At 39.9% G+C, this 26,987-nt stretch carries 25 protein-coding genes; 13 read left to right on the top strand and 12 right to left on the bottom strand.

Going from position 1 to position 26,987, the window contains the following annotated elements; all coding sequences use genetic code 11:
• Positions 1-38 precede the first annotated feature (38 nt).
• Entirely contained in the window at positions 39-527 is a 489-nt protein-coding gene (ispF, locus tag FTU16_RS03825; RefSeq protein ID WP_168378679.1) for a 2-C-methyl-D-erythritol 2,4-cyclodiphosphate synthase, read from the top strand.
• Here ispF and FTU16_RS03820 read toward each other — a convergent pair.
• From FTU16_RS03820 to FTU16_RS03810, 3 genes are all read right to left on the bottom strand, one after another.
• Positions 515-1,039 carry a protein tyrosine phosphatase family protein gene (locus tag FTU16_RS03820; protein ID WP_078191020.1) on the bottom strand — a complete coding sequence of 175 codons (525 nt, stop codon included), beginning with the start codon at positions 1,037-1,039 and terminating at the stop codon, positions 515-517. The genes ispF and FTU16_RS03820 overlap by 13 nt on opposite strands.
• Before the next feature lie 57 nt (positions 1,040-1,096).
• Entirely contained in the window at positions 1,097-2,188 is a 1,092-nt protein-coding gene (locus FTU16_RS03815; RefSeq protein ID WP_143221612.1) for a 3-deoxy-7-phosphoheptulonate synthase, read from the bottom strand.
• A gap of 127 nt (positions 2,189-2,315) precedes the next feature.
• Positions 2,316-3,212 (bottom strand): sulfite exporter TauE/SafE family protein, encoded by an 897-nt coding sequence (locus FTU16_RS03810; protein ID WP_078193863.1) that lies wholly within the window; start codon positions 3,210-3,212, stop codon positions 2,316-2,318.
• Between the two features lie 386 nt (positions 3,213-3,598).
• Between FTU16_RS03810 and FTU16_RS03805 the strand changes: the two genes are divergently transcribed.
• Together FTU16_RS03805 and lpxB are read left to right on the top strand one after the other, a co-directional pair.
• A complete protein-coding gene (locus tag FTU16_RS03805) occupies positions 3,599-3,859 on the top strand; it encodes a helix-turn-helix domain-containing protein (RefSeq protein ID WP_180054895.1) in 261 nt (86 codons plus the stop codon).
• 106 nt (positions 3,860-3,965) lie between these two features.
• The gene (gene lpxB / locus FTU16_RS03800) at positions 3,966-5,138 is read left to right on the top strand and encodes a lipid-A-disaccharide synthase (RefSeq protein ID WP_180041473.1); all 1,173 of its coding nucleotides are present in this window, start codon (positions 3,966-3,968) and stop codon (positions 5,136-5,138) included.
• Between the two features lie 4 nt (positions 5,139-5,142).
• On the opposite strand, the gene FTU16_RS03795 is transcribed toward lpxB, so the two are convergent.
• Positions 5,143-6,093, bottom strand: a complete 951-nt coding sequence (locus FTU16_RS03795; protein ID WP_180022775.1) for an AraC family transcriptional regulator — start codon at positions 6,091-6,093, stop codon at positions 5,143-5,145.
• Positions 6,094-6,274: 181 nt separating this feature from the next.
• Here FTU16_RS03795 and FTU16_RS03790 point away from each other — a divergent pair, with 181 nt between their 5' ends.
• The gene (locus FTU16_RS03790) at positions 6,275-7,480 is read left to right on the top strand and encodes an alkane 1-monooxygenase (protein ID WP_180135582.1); all 1,206 of its coding nucleotides are present in this window, start codon (positions 6,275-6,277) and stop codon (positions 7,478-7,480) included.
• A 460-nt stretch (positions 7,481-7,940) separates the two neighbouring features.
• Here the strand turns inward: FTU16_RS03790 and FTU16_RS03785 are convergent, their stop codons facing one another.
• From FTU16_RS03785 to FTU16_RS03755, 7 genes are all read right to left on the bottom strand, one after another.
• On the bottom strand, positions 7,941-8,885 hold the full coding sequence (locus FTU16_RS03785; protein WP_180162735.1) for a phosphatidate cytidylyltransferase: 945 nt from the start codon (positions 8,883-8,885) through the stop codon (positions 7,941-7,943).
• Complete coding sequence (locus tag FTU16_RS03780) at positions 8,885-9,535, bottom strand: 1-acyl-sn-glycerol-3-phosphate acyltransferase (protein ID WP_180115808.1); 651 nt, start codon at positions 9,533-9,535, stop codon at positions 8,885-8,887. The genes FTU16_RS03785 and FTU16_RS03780 overlap by 1 nt, the downstream gene beginning before the upstream one ends.
• A 61-nt stretch (positions 9,536-9,596) precedes the next feature.
• Positions 9,597-10,025: a hypothetical protein gene (locus FTU16_RS03775; RefSeq protein ID WP_180003781.1), complete on the bottom strand. Its 429-nt coding sequence runs from the start codon at positions 10,023-10,025 to the stop codon at positions 9,597-9,599.
• Positions 10,022-11,374 carry a phosphatase PAP2 family protein gene (locus FTU16_RS03770; RefSeq protein WP_180022772.1) on the bottom strand — a complete coding sequence of 451 codons (1,353 nt, stop codon included), beginning with the start codon at positions 11,372-11,374 and terminating at the stop codon, positions 10,022-10,024. The genes FTU16_RS03775 and FTU16_RS03770 overlap by 4 nt, the downstream gene beginning before the upstream one ends.
• Positions 11,375-11,392: 18 nt before the next feature.
• Positions 11,393-13,147: a bifunctional alpha/beta hydrolase/class I SAM-dependent methyltransferase gene (locus FTU16_RS03765; RefSeq protein WP_180162734.1), complete on the bottom strand. Its 1,755-nt coding sequence runs from the start codon at positions 13,145-13,147 to the stop codon at positions 11,393-11,395.
• A 47-nt stretch (positions 13,148-13,194) separates the two neighbouring features.
• Complete coding sequence (locus FTU16_RS03760; RefSeq protein ID WP_180162733.1) at positions 13,195-13,830, bottom strand: CDP-alcohol phosphatidyltransferase family protein; 636 nt, start codon at positions 13,828-13,830, stop codon at positions 13,195-13,197.
• Between the two features lie 90 nt (positions 13,831-13,920).
• Positions 13,921-14,814, bottom strand: coding sequence for an acyl-CoA thioesterase II (locus tag FTU16_RS03755; protein ID WP_180162732.1), 894 nt, complete (start codon positions 14,812-14,814; stop codon positions 13,921-13,923).
• Positions 14,815-14,968: 154 nt separating this feature from the next.
• Here FTU16_RS03755 and ybaK point away from each other — a divergent pair, with 154 nt between their 5' ends.
• Positions 14,969-15,436, top strand: a complete 468-nt coding sequence (gene ybaK, locus FTU16_RS03750) for a Cys-tRNA(Pro) deacylase (RefSeq protein ID WP_180022788.1) — start codon at positions 14,969-14,971, stop codon at positions 15,434-15,436.
• 113 nt (positions 15,437-15,549) lie between these two features.
• Here ybaK and FTU16_RS03745 read toward each other — a convergent pair whose 3' ends face one another.
• On the bottom strand, positions 15,550-16,041 hold the full coding sequence (locus FTU16_RS03745) for a hypothetical protein (protein ID WP_180162731.1): 492 nt from the start codon (positions 16,039-16,041) through the stop codon (positions 15,550-15,552).
• A 357-nt stretch (positions 16,042-16,398) separates the two neighbouring features.
• Here FTU16_RS03745 and FTU16_RS03740 point away from each other — a divergent pair, with 357 nt between their 5' ends.
• The 8 genes from FTU16_RS03740 to FTU16_RS03705 all read left to right on the top strand — a co-directional run bounded on the left by FTU16_RS03740 (position 16,399) and on the right by FTU16_RS03705 (position 26,927).
• A complete protein-coding gene (locus FTU16_RS03740; protein ID WP_168378663.1) occupies positions 16,399-16,668 on the top strand; it encodes a hypothetical protein in 270 nt (89 codons plus the stop codon).
• 584 nt (positions 16,669-17,252) lie between these two features.
• Entirely contained in the window at positions 17,253-19,037 is a 1,785-nt protein-coding gene (locus tag FTU16_RS03735) for an IucA/IucC family siderophore biosynthesis protein (RefSeq protein ID WP_180162730.1), read from the top strand.
• Entirely contained in the window at positions 19,030-20,424 is a 1,395-nt protein-coding gene (locus FTU16_RS03730; protein WP_180162729.1) for a lysine N(6)-hydroxylase/L-ornithine N(5)-oxygenase family protein, read from the top strand. The genes FTU16_RS03735 and FTU16_RS03730 overlap by 8 nt, the downstream gene beginning before the upstream one ends.
• Positions 20,425-20,485: 61 nt before the next feature.
• Positions 20,486-22,321, top strand: coding sequence for an IucA/IucC family siderophore biosynthesis protein (locus FTU16_RS03725; protein ID WP_180162728.1), 1,836 nt, complete (start codon positions 20,486-20,488; stop codon positions 22,319-22,321).
• Positions 22,322-22,375: 54 nt separating this feature from the next.
• A complete protein-coding gene (locus tag FTU16_RS03720; RefSeq protein WP_180162727.1) occupies positions 22,376-23,008 on the top strand; it encodes a GNAT family N-acetyltransferase in 633 nt (210 codons plus the stop codon).
• Positions 23,005-23,397 carry a hypothetical protein gene (locus FTU16_RS03715; protein ID WP_180162726.1) on the top strand — a complete coding sequence of 131 codons (393 nt, stop codon included), beginning with the start codon at positions 23,005-23,007 and terminating at the stop codon, positions 23,395-23,397. Before FTU16_RS03720 ends, FTU16_RS03715 begins: the two co-directional genes overlap by 4 nt.
• A complete protein-coding gene (locus FTU16_RS03710) occupies positions 23,373-24,644 on the top strand; it encodes an MFS transporter (protein ID WP_257227087.1) in 1,272 nt (423 codons plus the stop codon). Before FTU16_RS03715 ends, FTU16_RS03710 begins: the two co-directional genes overlap by 25 nt.
• A 15-nt stretch (positions 24,645-24,659) precedes the next feature.
• A complete protein-coding gene (locus FTU16_RS03705) occupies positions 24,660-26,927 on the top strand; it encodes a TonB-dependent receptor (protein WP_180162724.1) in 2,268 nt (755 codons plus the stop codon).
• Positions 26,928-26,987: the final 60 nt, after the last annotated feature.

Here is a 26,987-nt window from a genome sequence, read left to right as displayed (position 1 = left end):
ACAAGATTTCAATCATTATTTTCTCAAGGAACTCAAGCATGATAGCTCAAATTCGTATCGGTCAGGGCATGGATGTGCATGCATTTGAAGAAGGTGACTTTGTAACGCTTGCTGGTGTTCAAATTCCACATACACATGGACTCAAAGCACATTCAGATGGTGATGTGGTATTGCATGCGCTTTGTGATGCATTATTAGGAGCTTTGGCACTTGGAGATATTGGTCAGCATTTTCCAGATACAGATCCAAAATTTAAAGGTGCCGATAGTCGAGTACTTTTAAAACACGTCTACCAACTGATTTTAGATCGTGGATATGTACTTAATAATGCTGATATTACCGTGGCTTGTGAGCGCCCTAAACTAGCAAAACATAATTTAGAAATGCGTCAAAGTATCGCAGATGTTATGGATGTTGAAGTTACACAAATTAGCATCAAAGCGACCACCACCGAAAAATTAGGGTTTACTGGTCGCCAAGAAGGTATTCTTTCTACTGCAACAGTACTGATTTCTCACGCAAAATGATCTGGATGGATCAGTGCATGTTGTAAATCTTGAGTTGCTTTACGGCCTTGAAGTTGTAAGGCAACCGCATGGATTAAACCTGTCCATGTTTCATTGGGTTCCCAAATTTGATGCATCAAATCTTGAGCCTTTGGCATATCAACATCCATATAGTATTGACGATATAAATACATCAAACTGCTGACACGGAAGTTTTTTGCACAGTGTAGCCAAACCGTTTGACCTTGAACCAAATGGTCAATCATATCGAGTACTAAAAGGCATTGATCATCTGAAGGGGTATCCCAAGAGATTGGAACTTGGATGTAGTTCAGGCCTAGATCTAGGCAAATGCGGTCTTCATGCTCGATATGATTGGATGCATCAGTCAGTGCTAAATTAATAACCGTTGAAACACCATATTCTTTGATCGTTTGAAGCTCAGAAGGAGATGGTTGACCGGACGTTAATAAGTGTTCATGTATATATTGGAAGTTTTCAATGTGACTTAACGCATTTTCGATTTCATTCATCTGACAAATAATCCTTCAAAGTAAAACGCCATCTCGAAGATGGCGTTTTTCATTCACTTAGCGTGTCGGTAACACGTCTTTAAGTGCTTCATGCATCTCTAACAAGACTTTTTCAGTCGTATCCCAATCGATACAGCCATCAGTCACTGATTTACCATATTCGAGGTCACATAAGTTGGCAGGAATATCCTGACGACCACCTTTTAAGTGACTTTCTACCATAATACCCACGATTGACTTGTTTCCGTCAAGGATTTGTTCAGTAATATTTTTCAGAACAAGGGGTTGTAGGTACGGGTCTTTGTTTGAGTTTGCATGACTGGTATCAATCATGATTTTGCCACTAACTTTTGCTTTGGCTAATGCCGCTTCGGCATCTGCAACAGAACCTGCGTCGTAGTTTGGTTTACCGTTGCCGCCACGAAGTACAACGTGTGCATAAGGGTTACCACTGGTACGAATAACTGAAACTTGACCTTGGTCGCTTAAGCCCAAGAAGCTATGACCATGTTTAACAGATTGCATGGCATTGGTCGCAACGGTTAAACCGCCATCTGTACCATTTTTAAAGCCCACAGGTGAAGAAAGCCCAGAAGACATTTCACGATGTGTTTGGCTTTCAGTGGTACGCGCACCAATCGCTGACCAAGAAATAAGATCTTGGTAGTACTGTGGTGAGTTTGGATCGAGCGCTTCGGTTGCACAAGGCAAACCTTTTTCATTCAATTCAAGTAAAAGTTTACGACCAATACGTAAGCCTTTTTCGATGTTGAAAGAATCGTTCATGTCAGGGTCATTAATTAGACCTTTCCAACCAACAGTGGTACGTGGTTTTTCAAAATACACACGCATCACGACATAGATCGTATCTTGGATTTTGTCGCTTAAAACTTTTAAACGGTCAGCATAATCATGTGCAGCGACTGTGTCGTGAATTGAACATGGGCCAATGACAACAAAAAGACGTTTGTCATTTCCATCTAAAATATTACGTACAGTTTCACGGCCCTTAAGGACTGTTTGATAGGCAGTTTCAGTCAGAGGTAGCTCTTTTTTTAGTTCTGCAGGAGTAACAAGAGGCTGAATGCTTTTTACATTCACGTCATCAATGTCGTTTTGGGTAATAGAATTTGACTGTAAAGTATTCATTGCCGTCACTGGTTTGATTATACAAAAGGTTGTTTCGTGAGCCGAATATAACATGAATATAGCATTCAAATGTTATAAAAAAGATCAATAAGTCTCTGAAAAAAAAGTGATGAATCGGGCAGTTAATTTAAACCTGCTGACTATTCACCGTCGGTGCGATCAACATTGCAGTTGTTGGTTTTTCGACAGGTTTTGATTTTACTGGATTAATGATGAAATTCATGCCTAAAACAAACAAGGTAATGCCTAAGACTTTACGAATGACTTTTTCAGGTAAACGTGAGCTGATTAAAGTTCCGACCACAATCGCGGGAATAGAACCCACCAATAACCAACCCAATAAATGAAAATCGACATTACCTGAGCTCATATGACCCAAGCCAGCAACCAGTGTAAGAAGCACGGCATGTACGACGTCTGAACCAATAATTCGAATCATTGGTAAATTAGGGAACATGAGTACCAATGCCATAATACCGAAAGCACCTGCACCAACAGACGATAGGGTAACGAATACGCCTAAAATAATGCCCATGATGATGATATATGCACGCTTATTTTTAGCTTGGAAATTGATACGTTCAAGATCCGCACTCATATCATCCAATTGATCAGTTTTTCGAAATTTATTAAAGAATTTTTCGATATGACCACGGAAAATAATTGAGATCCCTGTAATCGTCAGCATAAAACCCAAAAACATGGTTAACACGGTTTTGTAATGTGTCGATTGGCTTAAATAGTTTTCAAGTACCCAATGGGTCGCAAATGACGCAGGGATACTGCCGACTGCAAGCCAAATGACAATGGTCCAAACGATATTCATTTTACGGGCATGGACTAAAGAACCACAAAATTTTGAAATTGCGGCATACAGTAGATCTGTACCGATCGCAATGTGGGGTTCAATTTTATATAGGCTAATCAGGATCGGGGTCATCAATGAACCACCACCAACACCGGTAATACCTACGCAGAAACCTACAATTACACCTGCCAGAATGAACTCTAAAGGACCGACCATCGCTGAATGCCAAATATCAAAAAACGTGCATATCTTATGACTAATTAATATAAGTCGTTGTCTCGATTAGTGATTTACTTGTGAAAAAAATAGATAAAGAATAATTTAATTTGGAAATTAATAAATTTTATATAAGCTAAGTTATTGATTTCGGCTTTCTCAACTGGTTGATAGTTCAAATGGAGATTATGCTGCAGTGAAATCATGTATTTAGAATATAAGGTGATGACTATCTGAAATGCATATCTAATACCAAAAAACGCACCGTAGGTTTATTTTCCTAGTCTTTAATTAGTTATTTATCGATATATGCGACTGTGAACTTAAAGTCCATTCCTGCAAAATCTATACTCCTTAAAAAGATAAGGTTTCGCCATTATTCGAATATGGGTAGAAGGACACTAACTAGACATTTTAACCATGCGACAGGGCTACCAATTGTCACATGGTTAAATAATGAAAGACTGCGATATGCGGCTGAATTGCTCGAAGTGACGGATTACTCAATTGATAAAATTGCGGAAGCCTCTGGTTTTAATACCGCAGTGCTATTTCGTAAAATGTTTAAGAATAAATACGGCACAAATCCGAACCATTGGCGGAAAAATTTTAATCAGAAGCTAAGTAGCAGTGATGAATATTTCTAAGATGGTGAATTAAAGACGTGCAGCTTTTTTTAGGAAATCTATTAACTTTGCGAAGGACTCGTATAGAATCTATAGCTAAAGAAAATTGAGTTAAAAGGACAGACTTTTGCAAAATCGGAAACTTAAAATTGGCATCGTGGTTGGGGAAGTATCGGGGGATACATTAGGCGCCAAGCTTATCCGTAGTTTTCGAGAGCAAGGGATTGATGCGGAATTTGAAGGCATTGGTGGTCCGCAAATGATTGCAGAAGGCTTTAACAGCTATTATCCGATGGATATTTTATCGGTGATGGGGATTGTTGAAGTCTTAAAAGATATTAAAAAACTCTTTGCTGTACGTGATGGTCTGGTTGAAAAATGGACTGAAAACCCTGTCGATGTTTTTGTAGGGATAGATGCACCGGATTTTAATTTGCGTTTATCTAAGAGCTTAAAGCAAAAACAGCTACCAATTAAAACAGTGCAATATGTCAGCCCTTCAGTGTGGGCATGGCGACAAGGCCGTGTACATGGCATCAAGGCGAGTATCGATTTAGTCCTTTGTTTATTTCCTTTCGAAAAAGCGTTTTTCCAAAAATGGCAAGTTCCGGCTGCATTTGTCGGACATCCATTGGCAAGTCAGTTGCCTTTAGATAATCCACTCGTTGCGGCTAAACACGAGTTAGGCTTAGATGAGCATCAAAAACACATTGCATTACTTCCGGGCAGCCGTCGCGGTGAAATTGAGCGCTTAGGGCCTTTGGTACTGTCTGCCGCACAGATTTTGACGGAGCAGCATCCAGACTATGTGTTCCTGATTCCTGCAATCAATGATGCACGTAAACAGCAAATCGAATTGTTGCTCAAGCAGTACCCTAAAACATTACAAGCCAAAGTTCGCTTGATGGAAAACACCGATACCGAATCTAAAATTGGCCGTCAGGTGATGAACGCATCGAATATTGTCGCTTTGGCTTCGGGTACAGCGACTTTAGAAGCGATGCTTTTACATCGTCCAATGGTGACTTTTTATAAGTTAAATTGGCTGACCTACCATGTGGTGAAATTGCTGATCAAAATTCCGTATTATTCATTGCCAAATATTATTGCGGGCAAAAAGGTGATTCAGGAACTTATTCAACATGATGCAACACCTGAAAAATTAGCAGCAGAAATTGAAAGCTTGATGGATGTTGAAAAATCGCAAATTCAAGTTATGCAGCACATCACCATGCATAAACAACTGCTTTCAGGTAACAGTGAAAACCCTGTGGAAGCGATTTTAAAGCTTTTAGATTAAACCTTTAAGGTGACTCAGTTTTTGCGAGTTGATGCTGCTGTCGATACTGGCTCGGTGTTAGGTCATAAAACTTTTTAAAAGTTTGGCTAAATGCCGTTTCAGATGAGTAGCCGATACGATGGGCAATTTGCTGAATAGTCAGTTGCCCCATTTGTAAGTGCTGTGTCGCCAGTCGCAAACGATGTTGCTGCAAATAGGCGAGTGGTGATTCACCGAGCATTTGGGTGAATAAACTGGCAAATTTAGAACGCGACATGCAGCATTGTTCTGCCAAACTTTCGACAGTCCAAGCTTGCTGGGGTTGTTCGTGAATCGCGGCCAAAGCATTGGATAATTCAGGATGACTCAAGGCATGCAACCAACTGCTTGAATCTGACAAGGCTGCAATATAATCACGCACACATTCGATAAATAAAATACTCACCAAATGATCCAAAATTTTGTCGCGGCCTGGACGGATCTGATGCGCTTCAACGGCCAGAAAATGTAAGCCAATTTGCAACCATTCAGGTGCGGTACTGCTCATGATATGTGGTGTATGTAACAGCGTGGGGAGTGCATTCACTAAGGGCTTTGCCATAATGCTGTCGACATGCCCACGGATCGCCAGTACAAATAATTCTTCTGCTTCATGAGATTCGGTAGAATTTAATTCAATGGTTTTATTTCGTTGCTCTTGAAACAGTGGCGTGATGTTCACTGATTCGACCAAGACATCAGACTGTATAGATTTGCAGTGATGGTTTTGCCCTGAGGGAATAAGGCAAAGATCGCCAGCTTCAAGTAAGACCTGCTCTTGATCGATATGCACAACACACTGACCTTGAATCACCACATACGCAACCATGGCATTGTGATCTTGAAAATGAAAAGCCCAAGGATGCTTTGATCTCAAATAAATATATTCAGATCGGTGGAGATGGATATCATCAAAAATTTTACTTAAAGCATCCATATTTCAAATATTTACTCATATTAATTTTCTATTTATAGATGGTCACTATGTGTTTAAAGGTCAACATTTATCCTTAAATGCCAAAGACGATCGCATAGTTTTTTTGGACGCTTAAAACTGTTCTGGCTGCCCATATTTTACGAATATAAACACAGAAGAAGTAATTAGGGAAGTCTAGCGCATGAATGCACCAGTAAAATTAAATGAACAGCAGCTCGCTCAGTTAGAAAGCAAAATCGGTAGTGTTTTAGATAAAAAACGTTATGGTTGGCTATTGAGTCCAGGTTTACCAGTCATTGGTATGGGGATCTTGGCGGGTTATCATTTTGGTCCAAAACCGACAAAAAAACTATTTGCCATGGGCGGGCCGCTTCTATTGCATGTCATTATTCCTGCACTGGATGCACTGATCGGTGATGATGCCAATAACCCGACAGATGATGACATTAAAGTTTTAGTGAATGATCCTTATTATGATCGTATTGTCAAATTATTTATTCCACTGCAAATGGCAGCGAATGCTTTTGCTGGCTATGTGGTTACCCGTAAAGATGTTTCATTATTAGATCAAGTTCTACTTGGGATTTCGATGGGTGCCATCAATGGCGTCGGTGTAAATACAGCACATGAACTCTGCCATCGACCTCATAAAAAAGACCATTATTGGGCACATGCGACGCTCGCACCTTTGGGTTATAGCCATTTCCGCATTGAACATCCTTATGGACACCATAAACGTGCGGCAACACCTGAAGATCCTGCATCCTCAAAAATGGGCGAAACCTTTTATGAGTTTTGGCCACGCACTGTATTTGGTGGAATTAAATCGGCGGTGCAGATTGAGAAACAACGCTTAAAACGTAAAGGTTTAAGTTTCTTTTCGAAGGACAATGAGCTGTTTCATGGTTGGGCGATGAGTGCTGGTTTTCATACCGCGATGCTGAAAATGTTTGGTAAAGGCGTGACACCGTATTTAGTTACACAGGCCTTTTATGGAATCAGCCTTTTTGAAATTATTAATTATATTGAACATTATGGCCTGAAGCGTGAGCAAAAACTGGATGGAAGTTATGCGCGAACCATGCCTCAACATAGTTGGAATAACAATAATATCGTGACCAATCTATTTTTGTATCAATTACAGCGACATTCAGACCATCATGCATATCCGACTCGTCCATTTCAGGCTTTAAGACATTTTGATGAAGCGCCAGAGTTGCCTAGCGGCTATGCCACTATGCTAATTCCTGCTTTAGTACCCTCTATTTGGTTTAAGATGATGGATAAACGTGTCTATGATCACTACCAAGGCGATTTAACTAAAGCCAATATTCATCCTAAACGTCGTGCAAGTATTTTTAAAAAGTTTGCAATTTCAGACGTTTAAATCGAATACCTGATAAGAAGAATCCCAAGCTTGTTTAGTTGGGATTTTTTATTGTGCGTATTATTAACCGATGCTACGCAGTAACATCAGAAGCGCACGTTGATTCAAATAAAAGAACGATACACGGTAACGTCATCCGAAATTGTTTGAGACAAGACTTATTGTAATCAAAAATGTTTCTGCGATTCTTTGAATAATTAGACGTTAGTGAACGAGTTTTGTCGGTGAGGTGCATTGCACCGCAAGATGGTTTCCTTTCGAAGCTTCGCTTCTCATTTTGCCGAATGAGAAACAACGTTTCGTAAGAGTATCTCCAGCCGAAGGCTAATAGCTTTATTCAATCCTTAGATGTAAGACACCGTCGCATTGACTTAAAAATCATTTTTAAAATGTGAAATTAATTCTACATACGTAACATCAATTAAAATCCCAAATTTTCTATTTGAAATTTAGTCACTTCTCAAGACCACCAATAGCGCAAAATGTGGAAAAAAATCGGTGCTGAAAAGCAGATGGAATCAATTCGGTCGAGCATGCCACCATGGCCTTGGATGAGTTGTCCCCAATCTTTTACACCACGATCGCGTTTAATGGCTGACATGACAAGACCACCAAAGAAACCGAATATACAAACAATAAAACCAATACATGCAGCCTGTAGATAGCTAAAGGGTGTAAGCCATGACATAGCAACACCTAATGCAGTGGCTAAAGCAATGCCTCCGATTAATCCTTCTACGGTCTTAGATGGTGAAAGTATCGGTGCGACTTTGTGTTTTCCAAATAGCTTGCCACAGACATATTGTAAGACATCGGAGGCTTGTACCACCATGATCAGCCAGATCGCTAGCCAAATTTTTTCACCTTCAAATCCGGGAAGTTTAAGATTTAATAGCGCAGGCACATGCGAAATACAGAATACGCTGATCATTAAGCCCCATTGAATTTTTGAACTGCGTTCTAAGAATCGCGTGGTATCTTCGGCTTTGAGTGTAGCGATAGGGATAAGAAGAAATACATACAGCGGAATAAAAATAGAATATAGCCCGTACCAGTCGATATACACCAAGTAATACTGGTAAGGGATGACAAAATAAAAAGCGATCAGCAACGGAAGATAATCACCGCGACGGGTTGGCAGTAAACTGATAAATTCACGTAAAGCAAAGAGTGAAATCAACGCAAACAGGATCACAAAAGCAATTTTGCCTAATGAAATTGCTACACCAAGTACCAACAACATGACCCACCATGCATTGATCCGCGCATTTAAATTGTCGATGACCGGTGCTGGTGCATAACCCGCTTTAAATTTTAGTATTGAGCCAATGGTTGAGGTAATAATCAAAATAACTGCAAAGATACCAAACAATACATAGGTCATTTGCGCATTGGTGAATTCCATTATTGATACTCCAATGCTTTTAATTTGAGTAATTCTTCCTGAGCGTAGTTTAAAAACTCAGTTTTACTGTGTTCATTATGGGCTTCTAAAGGTTTGCCAAAAATAACGGTAGATAATAATGGCAATGGTATAAGCGCGCCTTTAGGCATGACACGTTTTAAATTTGAGATCCACACAGGCACGATTTCAACATCAGGAAATTGATTTTTGAGATGAAATAAGCCGCTTTTAAAGGCTAATAATTCAACGTCATCATTTAAATTTCGAGTACCCTCAGGAAAGAAAATAATCGAGTCACCTTGAGCTAATACGGTTTTGATCGGTTCTAATGGATCTTGATTTTGCTCTCGATTTCGCTGAATAGTGACGCCAGTAAACGTGTCTTGAATGAGAAAACGTCGAAAGCCATCTTTTAACCAATAATCCGAAGCCGCTACAGGACGCGTCTTCCGTCTGAGATCTGTCGGCAGTGATGACCAAAGCAAAATAAAGTCGATATGGCTATTATGATTTGCATAATAAATACGCTGTTTCATAACCGGTTTGCACCCGACCCACAGACTCCGCGCGCCCGTGAGCAGCCGCGCACCACGACGAGTGAGAAAGGCAATATAGCGAGCAATTGAACGGCTTAAAAAATTACCTTTCATTGGTGAGTGAGCATTCCTTGAAGTGTCTAATGGATTTGGCATAGCTTCAAATTATTGTGAATTATTTATACAGTAAAAATATGCAGAGGAATGCGATGTATTGCAAGCAAAGCACAAAGATCTGCCATTTAAATAAAGCCAGACAACCTAATTCACGCAGCTCCCATGCGCGACCACATTTATTTGCAGGCATTAATTTTAAGTTGATTAAACTTAAGTCCAGCTCCTTGGTGGTTTGTTCAAGGTTTTGAGTTTGGCTGTATTCAGCGACAGTGGCTAAAAGTGCCGAATCAAATTTGATTCTCAGGCTTAAATAATGTTGTATTCCGAGCAAAACTAGACAAATTAATAAATATAGCAAATCGAATAGCATCACATTACCAAACTGGATAATGAGCCAGAGCGTGAGGATCGCTGCTACATAAGCTGAAATGAGCAATCCAGTGGTGGATTGTAACAACTTTGATAGCACCACAAGTTGTAAATTCATGGTGCAAGTCCTTTAAGTTTTAAACGATAAGTATTTAAATGTTTTATTTGCGGTGTTTTAAGCACAACCCAAGGACGGTTATGGCGAATAATCCGTAAAACATCTTCGACTGAATATTCAGGATGTTGTTTCAATAATAATGCGGCAACTACAGCACTACTTCGTGAATATCCCAAAGCACAGAAGACCAAGATGTTTTGTGCTTCATCATTGTTATTAGATTTCAAGAATAGTTCTAAAGACTCTACAGCGTTATGCAGCTGATTGGCCTGTAAAGGAATCAGGTCTAAACTCAAGTGTTGAGCATAGGAGCATTTTGGATAAGTGGGTAATTCTGCGCAACAATCGAGTAAAGCATCATATTGTTGCATGACCTGTTTGGACGGATAGCGACCTAAATAAATATAACTCTGATTGATTTTGATGATTTTAGAATCTTCAGGATGGCGATAGGTCCAGATTCGGCTATTGATCCAAGCAAATACAAAGTAGGGCGTGAATAGCATTTTTGCAGCAATTGTCATATCACCATGACTGAGTTTTTGAAAAAAATGGGGTCGATTGAATAAATATGCAAACGCAACTAAAAGCAGACTGCTTGCAGGATAGAGCAGCCAAAGCCACCAACCTTTTGCATGTGCGATTGCGCCACAAAATAAGGCAGCAAATAGATAAAGGATGCCGATTTTAATGTGCTTTAAGCTTAGCCGACTCTGGCTGTTTTGAGTCCATGGCGTAGGACAGGACATTGGGAATAGCCATAAACATAAGGCACCGACCAATAAACCCGTTGGGATATCTATAAAATGGTGCTGCCAAGTGGTTAGAACTGAGAGACCAATCAAAAAGGACCAACCATCTACCAGATATTTTAGCTTACCTGTGCTATGCCGACGGTAAAAATCCCAAAGAATCACCAGTAGCACAATATGCAGAGAGGGTGCTTGATTAAACGGTTTATCAAAGCCCATCAAGACATCAAACCACAGCCCGAAAAAACCTGTGAGTTCGGGGCGCTCAAAGCTAAAACGTAGCGGGAAAAGTAAAAAGCAGCTGATTGAAATGATTTGTGCTGAAAATAGTCGCAGTACATGTTGTTTTAATTCAAACTTATTCCAACAAAGTAATAAAGACAAACCATAGAACAGATCAATCGACCAATAAGGCACAATACTCCATGGCCAAAGTGGAATATATTTTTCCCATTCAAAGACGATAACAGGTACGGAAGCTAAGCCCGCAGCGTATTGATTGGCAAAACCATAACTTAAGAAGAAAAAAGGTGCCAGAAATGCCAAACACAGTAGGCCGTATTTCCAAGTTCCTTTTTCAGTATCCAGTTTATGCATAAGATTGACCGTCCAAGCTTAAATTTTTTGTGCAACGGAAACGGTGAAAATACCAAACTCATCAATAACTTGATCGATTTTTTTGAAACCAGCTTGCTCAACTAATGCATCCATTTCTGCTTGTGAGCGTAAACGCATCACCCATGCATCTCCTTGGCGATGTGAGGTCAGGACACGGGCGATAAACTCTTGTTGCGGATGCCAAATTTGACCTGTGTAGATGAGATAACCATCTTTCTCAATGGCTTGACTTAAGCCTGATAAGGACTGTCTAAGTAAATCATTATCACTAAATAATTCGTATAAACCTGATACCACAGCTAAAGTCGGTTTAGGTTCAACACTGGCTAAAGAAGTGGCATCAAAGGCGTCCGCTTCTACAAAATTGGCAATCTGGCTTAAACCTCTTTGCTCAATCATTGCTTGACCCGCTTGTACATTGATCGAGCTATAGTCTCTAAGCAGGATGGATTCAGGCTGCTCAGGCAGTTTTTGTACAGCATCTAAAATATAACGGCCATGACCTGCTGCAATATCCATAATCCGTACTGCGTGTTGGGCATCATTTAACTTAGAAGCATATTTCGTTAATAGCGCTTCAATATTTTGTTTTCTAACGCGAATACCACGCCAACCAATCGCATTTAAATATTGTCGATCGATGATTTTACCGAGAGCATTTTGGCTTTCTGATTGATCTCTGTAGACAAAATCTAAGGTGCTGCCAGAGTCGTATCCTGTATCTTCACCAATTTTTAAACCTTTAGAAAAGAGACTACCAATTTTAAGATTTTGTTTGGTTAAGCTCCAAAATGCATGTTTTAAAGAGTGTTTTGGAAGCGTTGAACTTAAGGTTTCTGCAACAGCACAGCTCGGGCCAATTTTATCGGCATCTAAAAGTTTAGGTGCGGAATAGGGTTGTTTAAAACATTGTTGAATAAAGCGATGGATTTTATCTGTGGCGATTTTGCGATGTTTTTCACCCAAAGTATCATGATAAAAACCGTCTAAGACGTGAAATTCCTTCATTGGATGAGGAAGTTTTTGATAAAACGCCAATTGCGGTTTTTGATGCACCACGAAGTCAGATCCTGAACATAAGACTTGAGTAGGAACAAAAATATTTTGTGCATCTTTAACGATTCGATCTGAAGCTGCGTATAGCCCCAGCAGCATCCGGACTGAAATGGCCTGAGCGATCTGCGGGTCTGTTTCATAACTTTGCGCACGTGCAGTATCGTGCGTCAACATTTTGGCTTTGACATAACTATTGATAAAAAAGTTGCCGGCGAATTTGTTGAGGAGTGTTAAGCCGGGTTTTGCAAAAGGCACATAGAGTTTGATGTCAAATGCAGGCGAGGCAAGGCATAAAGCACGAATTTTAGGGGCATAATCATGCACCCATGTCGCGGCTAAAACAGCGCCAACGCTTTGAGCTACAATTGCTATATTTTCTGATCGAATTTGGTAATTTTGTTCTATATGCTGAACAAAATATTGAATGTCTTGAACGCATGCAGAAAAGCTCGGTGCATCTCCTCGTTCACCAGGAGTATTACCGTGACCTCGCGCATCCCAAGCGAAAAAATCAAAATCAGGTAAATTCAATTCATTGACCAAATGCGCCATTCGTCCCGAATGTTCATGGCCACGATGAAATAAGATCACCGCTTTTTTCTTACGGTTGCTTTTTAAACTGCTATTTTCCCAATGTTGATAAAACAAGGATGTTCCATCATGGCTCGTAAAGGTATGCTGAGTATTGTTATACATTGTGTTGTTCTCAAAATAATGAATCGACTGACGATCTAAACTGAAATTTATTGTGGGTTGATAATGCTATTTTTAATGCGGTTATAAATCGTAATAAATAATAAAAAGATGGTAATAATCAAAATACTATTGCAGATAAGAGACAATGTATTTAAGCCAACATTCAATATAGAAAAGGTCACGATGATGACGCAGATGATGCTAAATACAAAAGCGCGGTCACTTTTTCCCATTGGACCATCGTAACGACGTTCTTGCCCCACTAATGGCGCCATCACACCGGTATATTCGGCAAGTATGGCGAGAAAACAGGTCAAAATCAGCAGTTCAGCTTGAATAAAAGCAAAACAAATTAAACTAAAATAGAGTGCTGAGTCGGAAATCACATCACATAATTCATTATAAAAAGCACCGAGTTTGGATTGTTGGTTGAACTCACGTGCTAGCATGCCATCTATGGCATTGAAGCCCATACGAATAAGCATCCATACAGGGAAAATCAGCAGTAAAATGCCAATACCATTGTGAGAAAAATAGATATAAATAAAAAATGCCACAGCTAGCGAAATGAACATTGCCAGTAGTGTTACTTGATTTGCTGTAATACCAAGATGATGAAGTGATTTAACCAAAGGTCGAAGCAGGTTTTGAAATGCAGGCTTAAGCTGGTAGATCGAAGGCATATTATTGTTATAGCGGTATGATTTGCATGAATTTTATACGATTGATGCTTAACTTAACAAGAATTTGAATGTTAAAGATTGTCACAGGCCTCAAGATTCGCCTGTATAACGCATTAAGTTTTCTTGTGTAGTACTTGCGACTAATTTTCCATCTTGCCACATTTGCCCATGACTAAGCCCACGTGATTGGGAGGTTCGGGTGGTATTCATGTCATAGAAAACCCAATCATCCACCCGCAAGGCATGATGATAATACATCGAATGATCAAGACTAGTTGCGATGAGTTCAGGAGACAGATAATTTAAACCATGTGTTTTGAGCGCCGCAGAATATAAATTATAGTCTGAATAGTATGCTGCAATGGCCTGATGTATATGAAGTTGGTCAAATTGTGCATCCAAGGCATCATGGAGTTTTAAATATTCTGCATATTGATTTTGATTTAAGACAGAAGTTTGACCGGACGGTGGCAAATCTGTCAGCACGTATTCAATTGGTTTAGATATAAGCTGAAAAGGCTGTAAAAATGTGGCCAGATATTCAGGTGAAATAGATGATTGGATTTGCGCTTTATGGAATTGCTCTTCTTTGAGCATACTTGGTGGAAACTGTGGGATCAGATCTGGTTCAGGTATTTGATACTCCATACCCATTTCGTTATTCATATAGGACAACATCACCATATATATTGGTTTGCCATACTGTATGGCGGTCACTTGTCGAGTGGAAAAACTATGGCTATCACGTAAATTTTCGACTTTAAATAATACGGGATGATTTGCAAGGCCCGCAGAAATAAAGTTGGCATGTAAAGAGTGGAGTGGGAGTGTGCAGGTAAAGGATGCACTGACTATGCTCTGAGCAAGTAATTGCCCACCAAAAATATGGTCACCAAACAGAGGTTTGCTCTGTGCCAAAAAGTAGCCCTGATCTTTGGGCACTACAGATAATAATTGGATGAGGTCTTGAGTCAGCGTTGTCATATTTTTTTGAAATTTTTGCTTTATTTAAATGTATTCAACTCAAACTTATTGCACAAGTCATGTTCATGAAAAATATAAAAGTGTTCGCCGGTCTTTCTAGAATAGGCTTATAATCGAGTTTTCCTAGTTGTCCGAATGGAATGACGAAAAAGCAATGACACCTGCATGTAAACTCTTAAAATCTAATAAAATCGACTTTACAATTCATGAATATGACCATGACCCAGAAGCAAAAAGTTTTGGTTTGGAAGCTGCGGAAAAACTTGGTTTAACCGTCGAAGAAGTCTTTAAAACCTTGATGGTTACGGACGATAAAAATTACTTTGTTGCCGTATTGCCAGTTGAATATCAGCTAAATTTGAAAAAAGTAGCCACAGCATTTGGCTGTAAAAAACTCAAAATGGCTGACCCAAAAGATGCAGAGCGTTTAACCGGTTATTTGGTTGGTGGTATTAGTCCAGTTGGACAGAAAAAACGCTTAAAAACTGTGATCGATGCTTCTGCACAGAACTTAGCTAAAATCTATGTGAGTGGTGGTAAGCGTGGTTTGGATATTGGTTTAAAACCCGAAGATTTAGCAAAAGTTTTGGGTGCAAATTTTGCTGATGTGATAGATGTTTAAGTGCGGTTTTTGACTACTTAAATTTAAGTGAATTTAGAGGGAATACCTTCCACTTCAAAATCTATAAAATTACAAAAGCCGCATTAAGCGGCTTTTTGGTTCGATGTCACATCTTAATTAGGGATATTTGAAGGAGAAATCACACATGAATATTCGAACTCTCTAGGTTTAGTCTCTTTAAGTAAGTTTTCCCAAGAACTATTCTTTGTTGTAATCCAGCCGTAAATATCTTCATAAAATTCAGGATTGAGATTAGCTTTTTGAATATATGATTTATTTAGAAGAAATTTAGTCATCAAACACATTGAATTCAGCTCAATTGGATTTCTATTTTTTTCTAAACTAAAATTGTTTTTTGCCTCAGCTTCGTATTTTCTTAACAAAGTTGCTTTGAGTAGTGTTGATTTAAATAATTCTATAGTTAAATCATTAGGAGGTGTTTGATTCGCTAAGGCAAAGAGATTTCCATCAATTCTCAACATAGACGGGAAAAAATTTGCCTGTACATCTAATTCTTGCTGAGGAGACGGTGAAGATTTACATCCTGTTGTTAAAATACTGCTAAAAATGAGAAAACTTATAAACTTTAAAATTTTGTTATGCATCTAGGTGAATTCCTTGTTCAGCTAAAACTTTTAACATTTTAATCTTGGTTAATTCGTATTTTGTACATACTAATACGGCTCATTTCACTTCAACTGATTATTTTTAATTTGGAAGTTCTAGCTAAGACTACACTTTTGTTGTTTCGTTTTTAGCTTTAAATAACGAAAATGTATGTAGTCGCAGAAGTAGAATTTAGTAAAACTTCATGTTTAGAGGTTGATTCACTAATAGCACTTAAAGGTGTTTAATTATAAAAATACTTATAAAAAAATAGGTATTTAAAATCCGACTAAAACAGTTGTATTTTAATTTAAAAGCTGTAATTTGAAAGAGCGATCTAATAAAGAGACAACAAAATGCCTTATTCAAATACTAAAGCGATTATTGAGCAAATCTATAATTTTGTATTAGAAAAACATGGTTTAGCATCTAAAAGTCGATTTATGCAGTTATCGATTTTCTTTAAAGAATTACATGAAGGGGATGAGTCAAAATTTACCGCAGATAGGTCTTTTTATTACAAAGGAATATTTAACAACAGAGAAAAAAGTGTATTTGCGAATGCTGCGCCAGACTTTTTTGATAAGCACAAGTTTTTGGATTGGGTTGTTAAATCAATTGATTGATTTCAACCCAATCGTTGGAGTACATAATTCATGCTGTATAACCAGTCTAAATAGAAGATATGGATCAGAAATCAGTAGGTGTTTGTTATGAAATACATGCTTATAGTCAATAAAGGTGCATGATCAGTATGATGCCAGTAAAGTCTTCAATGATTAAAATTTAACTGCACATTTCGTTCTTTGATTTAAATAAAAGCTTGGTTCAAAGCAGAATATAAAAACCCATGTAAAAGACATGGGTTTTTAGTTTAAGTTGCACAATGTGATAATATGGCTAAAAAATAAGCAACATGATTTATTTGTTCTATGCTAAATGAGAAAATTATCATTTAGTTCCATATCAAAAAATTGTATAAATAAAAACAGAAAAGTTCATATCAAAAAAATTAATTTTTAAATACATAGAGATAAGACCAAATTTGCAATCCTGTAGCAAATCTTCACATAAATGCAATTATTAACAATAATGATTATCATTAACATAGTTTCACGCTGGCCAGCGTACTAAGCATTACTTGCACAGTTAAAGAAACATAATTACATGACAAAGCTTGGAAAAGCTTAAAAATAGAGGATATGGTCAGATGAAAGAGCTTGCTAATCGCTTGGCGATGCAGCATCTTGTCAATGCATACTCACAAGAAACCGGTAAAGGTATTTTGCTGGAAAAGTATCAACAGAATTCATCACAATTGACGTTTAGCCAAGGCTTGACGTTGTTATGCATCCCTTTAGATTGCATTCAATCACAGTTATTTGTACCACTATCTTATGTCAGCCTTGTTGGTAGACATCGTCTTGCAGATCTCCCACACGTCTTTAACAAGGGACAGAAACAGTCATTTAGTATCACCGCGATCGCGAGTTTATTGCTTGAACAGCTCGTACAAGAGTCAGGTCATACACTGGATGCTTCATCATTATTGGAGCGTTGGATCGAAAGTCGTGAAGCGCTTATTCAATTTTTGACACTACGTGAACATGATTTTGAGGCTTTGGTCCAAGCGGAACAAAGTTTCATTGAATCGGAACAAGCTTTAATTTTAGGGCACAGCATGCATCCTGCACCGAAAAGTCGGGTTGGTTTTGTGCATGAAGATTGGGAAAGGTATTCGCCAGAAGCCAAAGGTCTAAGCCAACTGCATTATTGGTTGGTAGCTCCAGAATATATTCAAGAAGGTTCAGCTTTAGATCAATCTATATCAGCGCAATTGAAAAGTGAATTGCAATGGCATTTATCAGAAACAGATCAAGCACTACTGAATGCTTATTCGCATTATAAGTTATTGCCTTTGCATCCTTGGCAAGCACGTTATTTACAGTCAAAAGCATGGTTTAAAAGTTTAAAAACCAAATTAAAAATTATCGATTTTGGCGAGAAAGGTTGGGTATTTTCCCCAACAACTTCGGTACGTACACTAGCAAGTTTTGCTGCGCCGTGGATGTTGAAACCATCACTTTCCGTGATGATCACCAATTCAATCCGAGTCAATCTTGCCAAAGAATGTCACCGTGGCGAAATGACCCATCGACTTTGGCATTCAAGCCTCGGTGAACATATTTTACAACAATGCCCAACGCTCAAAGCGGTGAATGATCCTGCTTGGATGGCATTGAGCATAGATGATGAAATCGTCGATGAAACTATTTGCATCTTCCGTGATCAGCCTTTTAGTGAAAAGCAGCAGGTGTGTTGTATTGCGTCATTGTGCCAAGATCATCCTGCACAGCCGAAAAGCCGTTTTAATGCCTTATTTGAACAAATCGCAAAACAACAACCTGAACTTGATCAAAGCGCCATTGCGATCAATTGGTTTAAACAATTCTTAGCTATCAGTCTAAAACCATTAATGTATTTGTACCATCAATACGGAATGGCCTTTGAATCACATCAGCAAAATGTCTTACTTGAGCTTGAAAATGCAATGCCTAAATATCTATGGCTGCGTGACAATCAAGGCTTTTACTATATCGAAGAACTTGCAGGTGAGGTCTTAAGCGCATTTCCAGAGTTGCAAGAAAAAGCGCATGCCGTGGGTTCCAAAGCCTTTGTCGATGAGCGCTTTAGCTATTATTTCTTTGGTAATACTTTATTCGGCATCATCAATGCAATTGGTGCAACTGGATATGTCACAGAGCAAGTGTTGATATCGATATTGCAAAATGAACTGTTGGACTTACATCAGGCTTATCCAGAGAGTTCATTGATTCATTCATTACTGTATCAGCCGACCTTGCCGTATAAGGGCAATCTGTTGACACGCTTGTATGAGCTGGATGAATTGATTGCCCCAGTCGATCAGCAATCGGTTTATGTACCGTTGCCAAATCCTTTATGTGTGGAACAGAAGGATGTGCAATATGCTTGATTTTATTGGGATAGGCTTAGGGCCATTTAACCTTAGTTTGGCGAGTTTGCTACATAAGCAAAATCATTTGCAGTATCAATTTTTTGAAAAGAAACCACAGTTTGACTGGCATGCGGGTATGCAATTGCCCAATACCGTGCTGCAAGTGCCGTTTATGGCCGATCTGGTTTCCATGGTCGATCCAACCAGTCCTTTTAGTTTTTTAAACTATTTAAAGACACAGCAACGATTATATAAATTCTATTTTTTAGAACAAGCACAGATTCCTAGACGTGAATATAACCATTATTGTCAGTGGGTTGCAGACCAACTAGAGCATATTCAATATCAATCAACCGTAAAAACCATTTATGCCCAAGAGCAAGGCTTTGAAGTCATGGTTGAGCAAGATGGACGTTTTAGACGTTATCAATGCCGAAATCTGGTCATTGGTTCGGGCAATGTTCCGCATTTACCACAGTGTCTAAAAGACATACAACAGCAATATCCGGAGCGCTGCTTACATTCTGCAAATTATTGCAATGCAGAGTTAAATCATTTGAAAGGTAATGTGGTTGTACTGGGATCAGGCCAGTCTTCGGCCGAAGTCTTTATGGATCTTTTTGATCGTCAATATTTGCAGGATCAGACTACAACAGCGCAGTTTAAATTGCATTGGATGACCCGTTCTAATGGGTTTTTCCCGATGGAATATGCACCGCTGGGTTTAGAGCATTTTAGTCCAGATTATACCGCGCATTTTTATCAACTAAGCCCCGAAAATAAAGCCGAACAACTGAAGCAACAAGGCTTGTTATATAAGGGCATCAGTGCAAAAACCATCCGTGAGATTTACCAAAAACTGTATCACCGGAGCATTGGTCAAAATATTCAACAGACGCATTTACATGCTCAGGTGGGTTTGGTTGCTGCCGAGCCGCATGGTGCGGGTATCCGTTTGCAGTTTCAGCACAAAGTTACAGCAGAACAATTCTATCTAGATGCAGACTTTGTTGTGGCTTCAACGGGATATCACAGTCCAGAGTGGCAATATCTCAAATATCTAAAACCGCTGATTCAGTGTGATGAATTCGGTCGCTGGAAAATTAGTCAGGACTACCGAGTACAGCATGACGCTGTCGGTGAGATCTTTGTTCAAAATCAGGAAATGCACAGTCACGGTGTCGGGACTCCTGATTTAGGGTTGGGTGCTCACCGTGCAGCAGTCATTGCCAATCAATTACTGGGTTTTAACTTATACGATTTGGGTGATCAAGCGCAAAGTTTCCAACATTTTTCACCCTGTGAAAATGCTGAAATGCACAGTATGGGCATTGTGAAGAAATCAGCACCAACCAATATCCAAAGACCTTTATCCGTAAAAAAACCATTGCCAACTATGCAATGAACCGCAATACGACCATGCCGAATAAGCAAGAACAGAATACGGTTAAACTCGAGAAATTATAATGACATTTGCAAAATTACAGATAGATCAAACGCAGTGGCGCCGTGCAGGGCAAAGACTGATTGAAATGGCGATTGCTGAATTTTTATATGAAGAAATTATTCAGATTCAGCCAGTGGAAAATAACACATGGCAACTCAATCTGGATGACAAAACGTATCAATTTGAAGCGACACAGTTTCTGCTTGGGCATTGGCGTATTGTTGAAGGGAGCGTTCGCGAATTAAGTGAATCGACAGCACAGCCCGCATGGAATCTGCATGAATTTATTCGTGCTTTTTCAACTCAAGCTGAGGTGAAGCCATTTACCAAGGCTTATTTGATTAAAGAAATGAACAATACATGGTTGGCTGAAGCACATGTTTTTGATGAACAGAGATTGCTAAGTCAGGCTGTGCTGTCAGCACCGCACTATCAAATTGAAGGCATGTTACGTGGACACCCATGGCTCATTATGAGTAAAGGCCGTATGGGTTTTGGCTATGATGATTATTTAAGCTCAGCACCAGAGATTTCTCCAACAGTCAAAGTCTTATGGTTAGCTGTTCATCGTGATTTAGCTGAGTTTCGTTCGACCGAGGCTTGGGATGCGCAAAGCTTATATCGCCATGAGTTGAACTCTGCACAATTACACGATTTTCAACAGCAATTAGCGGACAATGCCTTAGATGCTGCTGAGTATTTCTTTATTCCTGTACATGCATGGCAGTGGCATCAGTGGTTAATCCCGACCTATGCCAATGAAATCGTCGATCAGCGCATTGTAGAGCTGGACATTGGACAAGATGATTATGTGCCAATGCAATCAATTCGTACCTTATGCAATACCAGTCATCCTGAACGGCATTATGTGAAGTTACCCGTCAGTATCTTTAATACGGCGGTCTATAGAGGTCTGCCTTCAAAACGAAATTTGGCTGCACCTGCGGTGACCGCTTGGCTGAAGGACATTCAACATCAAGATGTAGACCTGCAAAAAACACAGGTAGTATTTTTGGGCGAAGTTGCAAGTTTAACTTTGCAACAGCCATGTTTTGATCAGATAGACGGTGCGCCTTACCAATTTAAAGAATTGTTTGGTTGCTTATGGCGTGAAAGTGTAGAGCCTTACATCGGTGAACATCAGTTAGCGCTTTCCCAAGCAGCATTGTTGCATCGAGATCTAAATGGTCAGTCTATTTTATCCGTGTTGATTCAGGCTTCAGGTTTGACGCCTTTGCAATGGTTGAAGCGTTTTGCCGAAGTTTGTGTAACACCGTTACTGATTTGCTTATACAAATATGGTTTGGCTTTTTCTCCACACGGTGAAAACACCATGTTGATCCATGAAAATGGTTTACCGAAAAAAATGGTGCTGAAGGACTTTATTGATGATGTCAATTTAGTTGATGAAGATTTTCCAGAACTCGAAAATTTACCACCTGAAGGGCAAATTTTACTGCGTCATCCTGCTGAAGAACTTAGTCACTTTATCTTTACAGGTTTGTTCATGGTGCATTACCGCTATATCTGTAATGTCTTCCTTGAAGATTATCCAGAGCATATAGAACTTGAGTTTTGGCAAACCATCTCCAGCGTGATCGATGAATTTCATCAGGCACATCCTGAATTGGCAGATCGTATTGAAAAATTCAGTATGTTCCGTCCAAGGTTCGAGAAAATTTGTCTGAACCGAGTTCGACTGTTTACCACCAGTTATAACGACGAAGCAGAACGCCCAGTACCTGTATTTTTAGATCCAATTGCAAACCCTGTGAGTCCAAGCACGTTAAATCAGTGGGCAGAACAACAGCATACTGCTAAGCAGAAAATGACAACCAACCGTATTGCTTCATAAGCAGATTTTTGAGCTAAGAACAGAAAAGATTAAACAAATTTAAAGGACGACATCATGACAACGTTATCACGACAACTACCTGATTTTTATGAGTACCATGAGAATGAGACGCAATACTACTTACGACAAATGCAATATCCAGAAGATATGGCTTTGGTTCATAAATGGATGCATGAACCTCATGTTATTCCACAGTGGCGGCTCAATAAGTTAGAAACTGAACTAAAAGTGTATTACGAAAAAATGCTGGCAGATGATCATCACCGAATTTTGATTGTGGGGGTAAATGGTGAAGATGTGGGCTACACAGAGATCTACGAAGGAAAACGGGATCGATTAGGTTTGTACTACGACGGTGATGAGCTTGATCTAGGTTGGCATTTGTTATTTGGTGAAAAGTCCGTTTTTGGTAAAGGCTATTTACGTCCCGTCATGCGTTTATTGAGTTTTTATATCTTTGAAAATGCCGCATCAGCCAAGATTGTGGGAGAGCCTGATCATAGTGTGAAGCCTTATGCCGTCGTAGTTGAAGACATGTGCTATGAAGCGCAGCGCCTAATCCCAATGCCTGAAAAGACCGCCATGTTGTATTACTGCTTTAGAGAAACATTTTATTCAAAATTTGGTCATTACTTAAACGACTCCAAGGCATTTCAGCATCAGCAACTAGCTAAGGCGGTGTCATGAGTTATCGCTGCACCCACATGCACATACTGGACATGCGCTTTTCAGCGCATGTTTCAGTGGAAGAGTTTGAACAATGGTTGACTCAAGTTGAGCGCTTTTTTCTGAAAAGTCAGCCCTTTGTTTTGGTTATGCAAACGGCTGAGGGAACGACTTTTCCTGAAGAATATCGGCAAATACAGGCCGTTTGGTACAAGAAGTTTAAACATCTCTTTTTTCAATATTGTTTGGGTCTGGTGCGTATTGCGCTAGATCCAGATGACTTCAAACGTTTAAATACACCCGCGCTGCATGCAGCGTGGCGTGTGCCTTATTACGTTTCATTAGAACAGTCTGATGCGCTGCAATGGGCAGTGCAGAGGTGGATATGCAACAACACTCAAGAAAATTAAATCATGCAATTTCACCATCTCAAATTTCAGTCCTGAGTTTGAGCGTCGTGATCATTTTGTACTTAGCACATGCATTGCCTTTGTATTTTTACAATGTGGCTTTGCCTGCCATTTTACGACATCAAGGGGTAGATTTACGCTGGATCGGCATGTTATCGCTGCTTTATATTCCATGGGCATTCAAGTTTTTTTGGGCGCCTTGGATCGATCAGCTCTATGTCAAAAAACTCGGTAAACGTAAAACATGGCTGTTGTTTACGCAAATCGCATTGGTACTGGGGGTACTGGTTTTAGCCTTTACGCAGTTTTCTTATGGGCTGACTTTATTTGTCATTGTTGGTTTATGGATTTCAACGTTTGCGGCAACGCAAGATATTGCGATTGATGGTTATACCGTAGAGAAATTTACCGAAGGCAATTACCGTCTGGGCAGTATGGCACAGAGTATTGGGGTGGCCGTCGGTAGCATGCTTGGTGGCGCTGCAACTTTATGGATTTACCAATATTGGGGTTGGCAGTCAGCGCTCACAACTTTAGCGCTGCTGACATTTTTAACCATGTTTGCTGTGTTTTTTATTCAAGAAGAACCACAAACTCAAATTGCCAAAGCCAAACCAAGCCTACGACAAGCGTTTAAACGACCTGCGATTCGTTGGGCCTTGCTGCTCATCGTTTGTTATCGCGTGGTGGAAGCACCCGCTATGGCAATGCTGAATCCCATGTTGATCGATCAAAAATGGTCACTGTCTCAGATCGGGGTGTTGATGTCTGTGGTCGGTGCCGGTGTCGGTCTGATTGCAGCTGTTAGTGCAGCTGTATTGCTGAAAAAAATCAAAGCGACGCAATTGTTGGTCTGGGCAGGATGGTTACGTACATTGCTATATGCCGTCATTGGGGCAGCCGTTGTATTGGAGTGGTTGAATCAATGGCATCTGCTTTTAGGTCTATTTGTCGTGTTGATGCTAGCCATTCGTTATATCGCCATGACATCACTCTATGCCTATTTCATGCAGACCAGTTCTAAAGAACAGGCGGGTACCGATTTCACCATATTAGTGTGCTTTGAATTGCTCGTTTACTTCATTGGCGGTGCATTTTCAGGCTTTCTCGCAAAATCATTAGGCTATGGACATTTTTACTTGGTATTGGCAATTGGCTCAGTAATCAGCGTCTTAATTAGTCAGCGCATTGTTTTAAAAACACAAAATTTTAAAAATCAAACACTTCCGACTCAATCGGAACTCTGAGAAATGGAAAAGAATATGAAACGTTTAGCTCTACCGATGCAACTGACGTGTCTCAGCCTTGCAATTTGCACTCAGCTTTATGCACAAGACGTCACAACGGACACAGCACAAAATACTGCAGTTGAAACACAAACTGCAGTAGCTACTAAAATGGCACCGATTGTTGTGACGGCAACTCGTTCTGCGAAAAGCATTTCAGATATTGCGGGTACGGTGTACAGCATTCCTAAAGAAGAAATTGAAAAACAAGCCAATGCAGGTAAAAGCACAGCTGATATTGTTGGTTTATTGGTGCCATCACTGACTCCATCGAGTGGTACAACGTCTAACTATGGGATGACCATGCGTGGACGTGTGGTGCAATACATGATCGATGGTGTGCCGCAAACGGGATATCGTGATGGATCTCGACAACTGGCGAGTATTAGCCCGTCGATGATTGAACGAATTGAAGTGGTCTCTGGCGCAAGTAGTATTTATGGTTCAGGTGCGACAGGCGGTATTATCAATATCATCACCAAACGAGGTGGATCTGAACCGCTGAGTTTTGAAACGAAAGTCGGTGTTACTTCTGGTAATAACTTTAAGTCTGATGCTCTGGCTTATGAAGCTGCACAAACCATGAACTTTAATCAAGGCAATTTACGCGGAACTTTAGGTGCAAGCTATACCAAACGTGGTGAAATACAAGATAGTCATGGCAACCGTATTGGACCTGAAATTGCACAAACAGACCGTCAAGATACCGACACTTTAGATCTAAATGGTCGTGTCAGTTGGAAAATTGCCGATGGTCAAACGCTGAGTTTTGGCGCGCAATATTATAATGATGAGCAAGATAGTGACTATGGCCCTGACTATGGTCCAAATTTAAATGCGCTGCGCTCACAGCCCGTGGGTGGCAAGCTGCCGTTGTCATTAAATGCGGTAAAAGGCTTACAACTTGCTGAACAACCACAAACTGAACGTTATAGCGTCAACGCACAATATGAAAATCAAGATATTTTAGGCCACCGTCTAAACGCTGAAACCTATTATCGAAATGAAAAAGCACGGTGGTTCCCATCTGCACGTCAAATGGCACCTGAACTCTTCTTGGTGTATCAGTCAGAAACCGATATCGATGTTTTAGGCGCGCGTGTTGCTCTACAAAAAGATCTTAACTTAAATGGTCGTGAACTGGGTTTAACCTATGGTGTGGACTATGAAAATGAAAAAGATCAACAAAATATCCAAATGTATGACAGCGCAACGTTTATTCAAAGTAATGGTTTGAGTTATCAGCCGTTTAACTACTATGCCTTTGGCCCAGATGTTGAAACAGAAAAACTTGGCGTATTTGCCCAAGCGCAATATGAATTAACCGACCGACTTGGCTTACAAGCAGGCATTCGCCATGAACGTGTAGAAAGCGATGTCGATTCATCTGTGCCTTATATGGAAGCAATTACTGCAGATTTAACCCCAGGTTATGTGGCGAAAACACTGAATGGCGGCAAAGTAAAACATGATGCAACGCTGTTTAATGTTGGCGCGGTGTATCACTTAACAGATGCACAGCAAGTGTTTGCTAATTTCTCACAAGGTTCAAACTTGCCCGATGTGCAACGTATGCTGCGCGATGTGCCGGCAAATTCTGTGATTAATAGCCAAACCATTGACCCGATTAAAGTCAATAACTATGAACTCGGTTGGCGTGTACAAAATGCCGGTGGTTTAAATGCAGGAGTCACGGCTTTTTATAATGACTCAGATAAAAGCCTGAAATTTGGTGCGCCGAATTACACCATTGATGTTATTGATACCGATGAACGTATCTATGGTGTCGAAGCCAATGCCAGTTATGAAGTTCAACCAAATTGGACGGTTGGGGGCACAGTTGCATATACCACGGGCCAATTTAAAAATACCCAAGGTGACTGGCAAGAATTGGATGCCATTCGTGTAGCACCTTTAAAAGGTACAGCATTTTCAGAGTGGCAATTTGATAATGACATGAGCCTACGTGTTCAAGCTTTAGCGATTGGCGGTACAGACAAAGCCCAAAAAGACGCTGTGAAATATGGATCTGCTCCAGCAGCGTCAATTAAAGGCTTTGCAACGATGGACGTGATTGCCAATGCAAAAGTAGGACCGGGTAATGTGGGCTTTGGTGTCTACAACGTGTGGAATACGGATTATAAGTCGGTATACAGTCAGTCGGTTGAAACTGTCTATGGCCCAATTTCTAGCCTAGCGGCTCAAGGTCGCACCTACGGTTTAAGTTATACGGTGAAATACTGATTTAAAGCCTGAATCAGGTTTAAAGCACGGTATCGTGACTTACAAAATAGAGGTGGCTTA

It is taken from the genome of Acinetobacter sp. YH12069, from assembly GCF_013419675.1.
Taxonomy (GTDB): domain Bacteria; phylum Pseudomonadota; class Gammaproteobacteria; order Pseudomonadales; family Moraxellaceae; genus Acinetobacter; species Acinetobacter amyesii.
The sequence above is the reverse complement of the archived record's forward strand: the minus strand, read 5'-3'. Positions and strand labels throughout refer to the sequence as shown.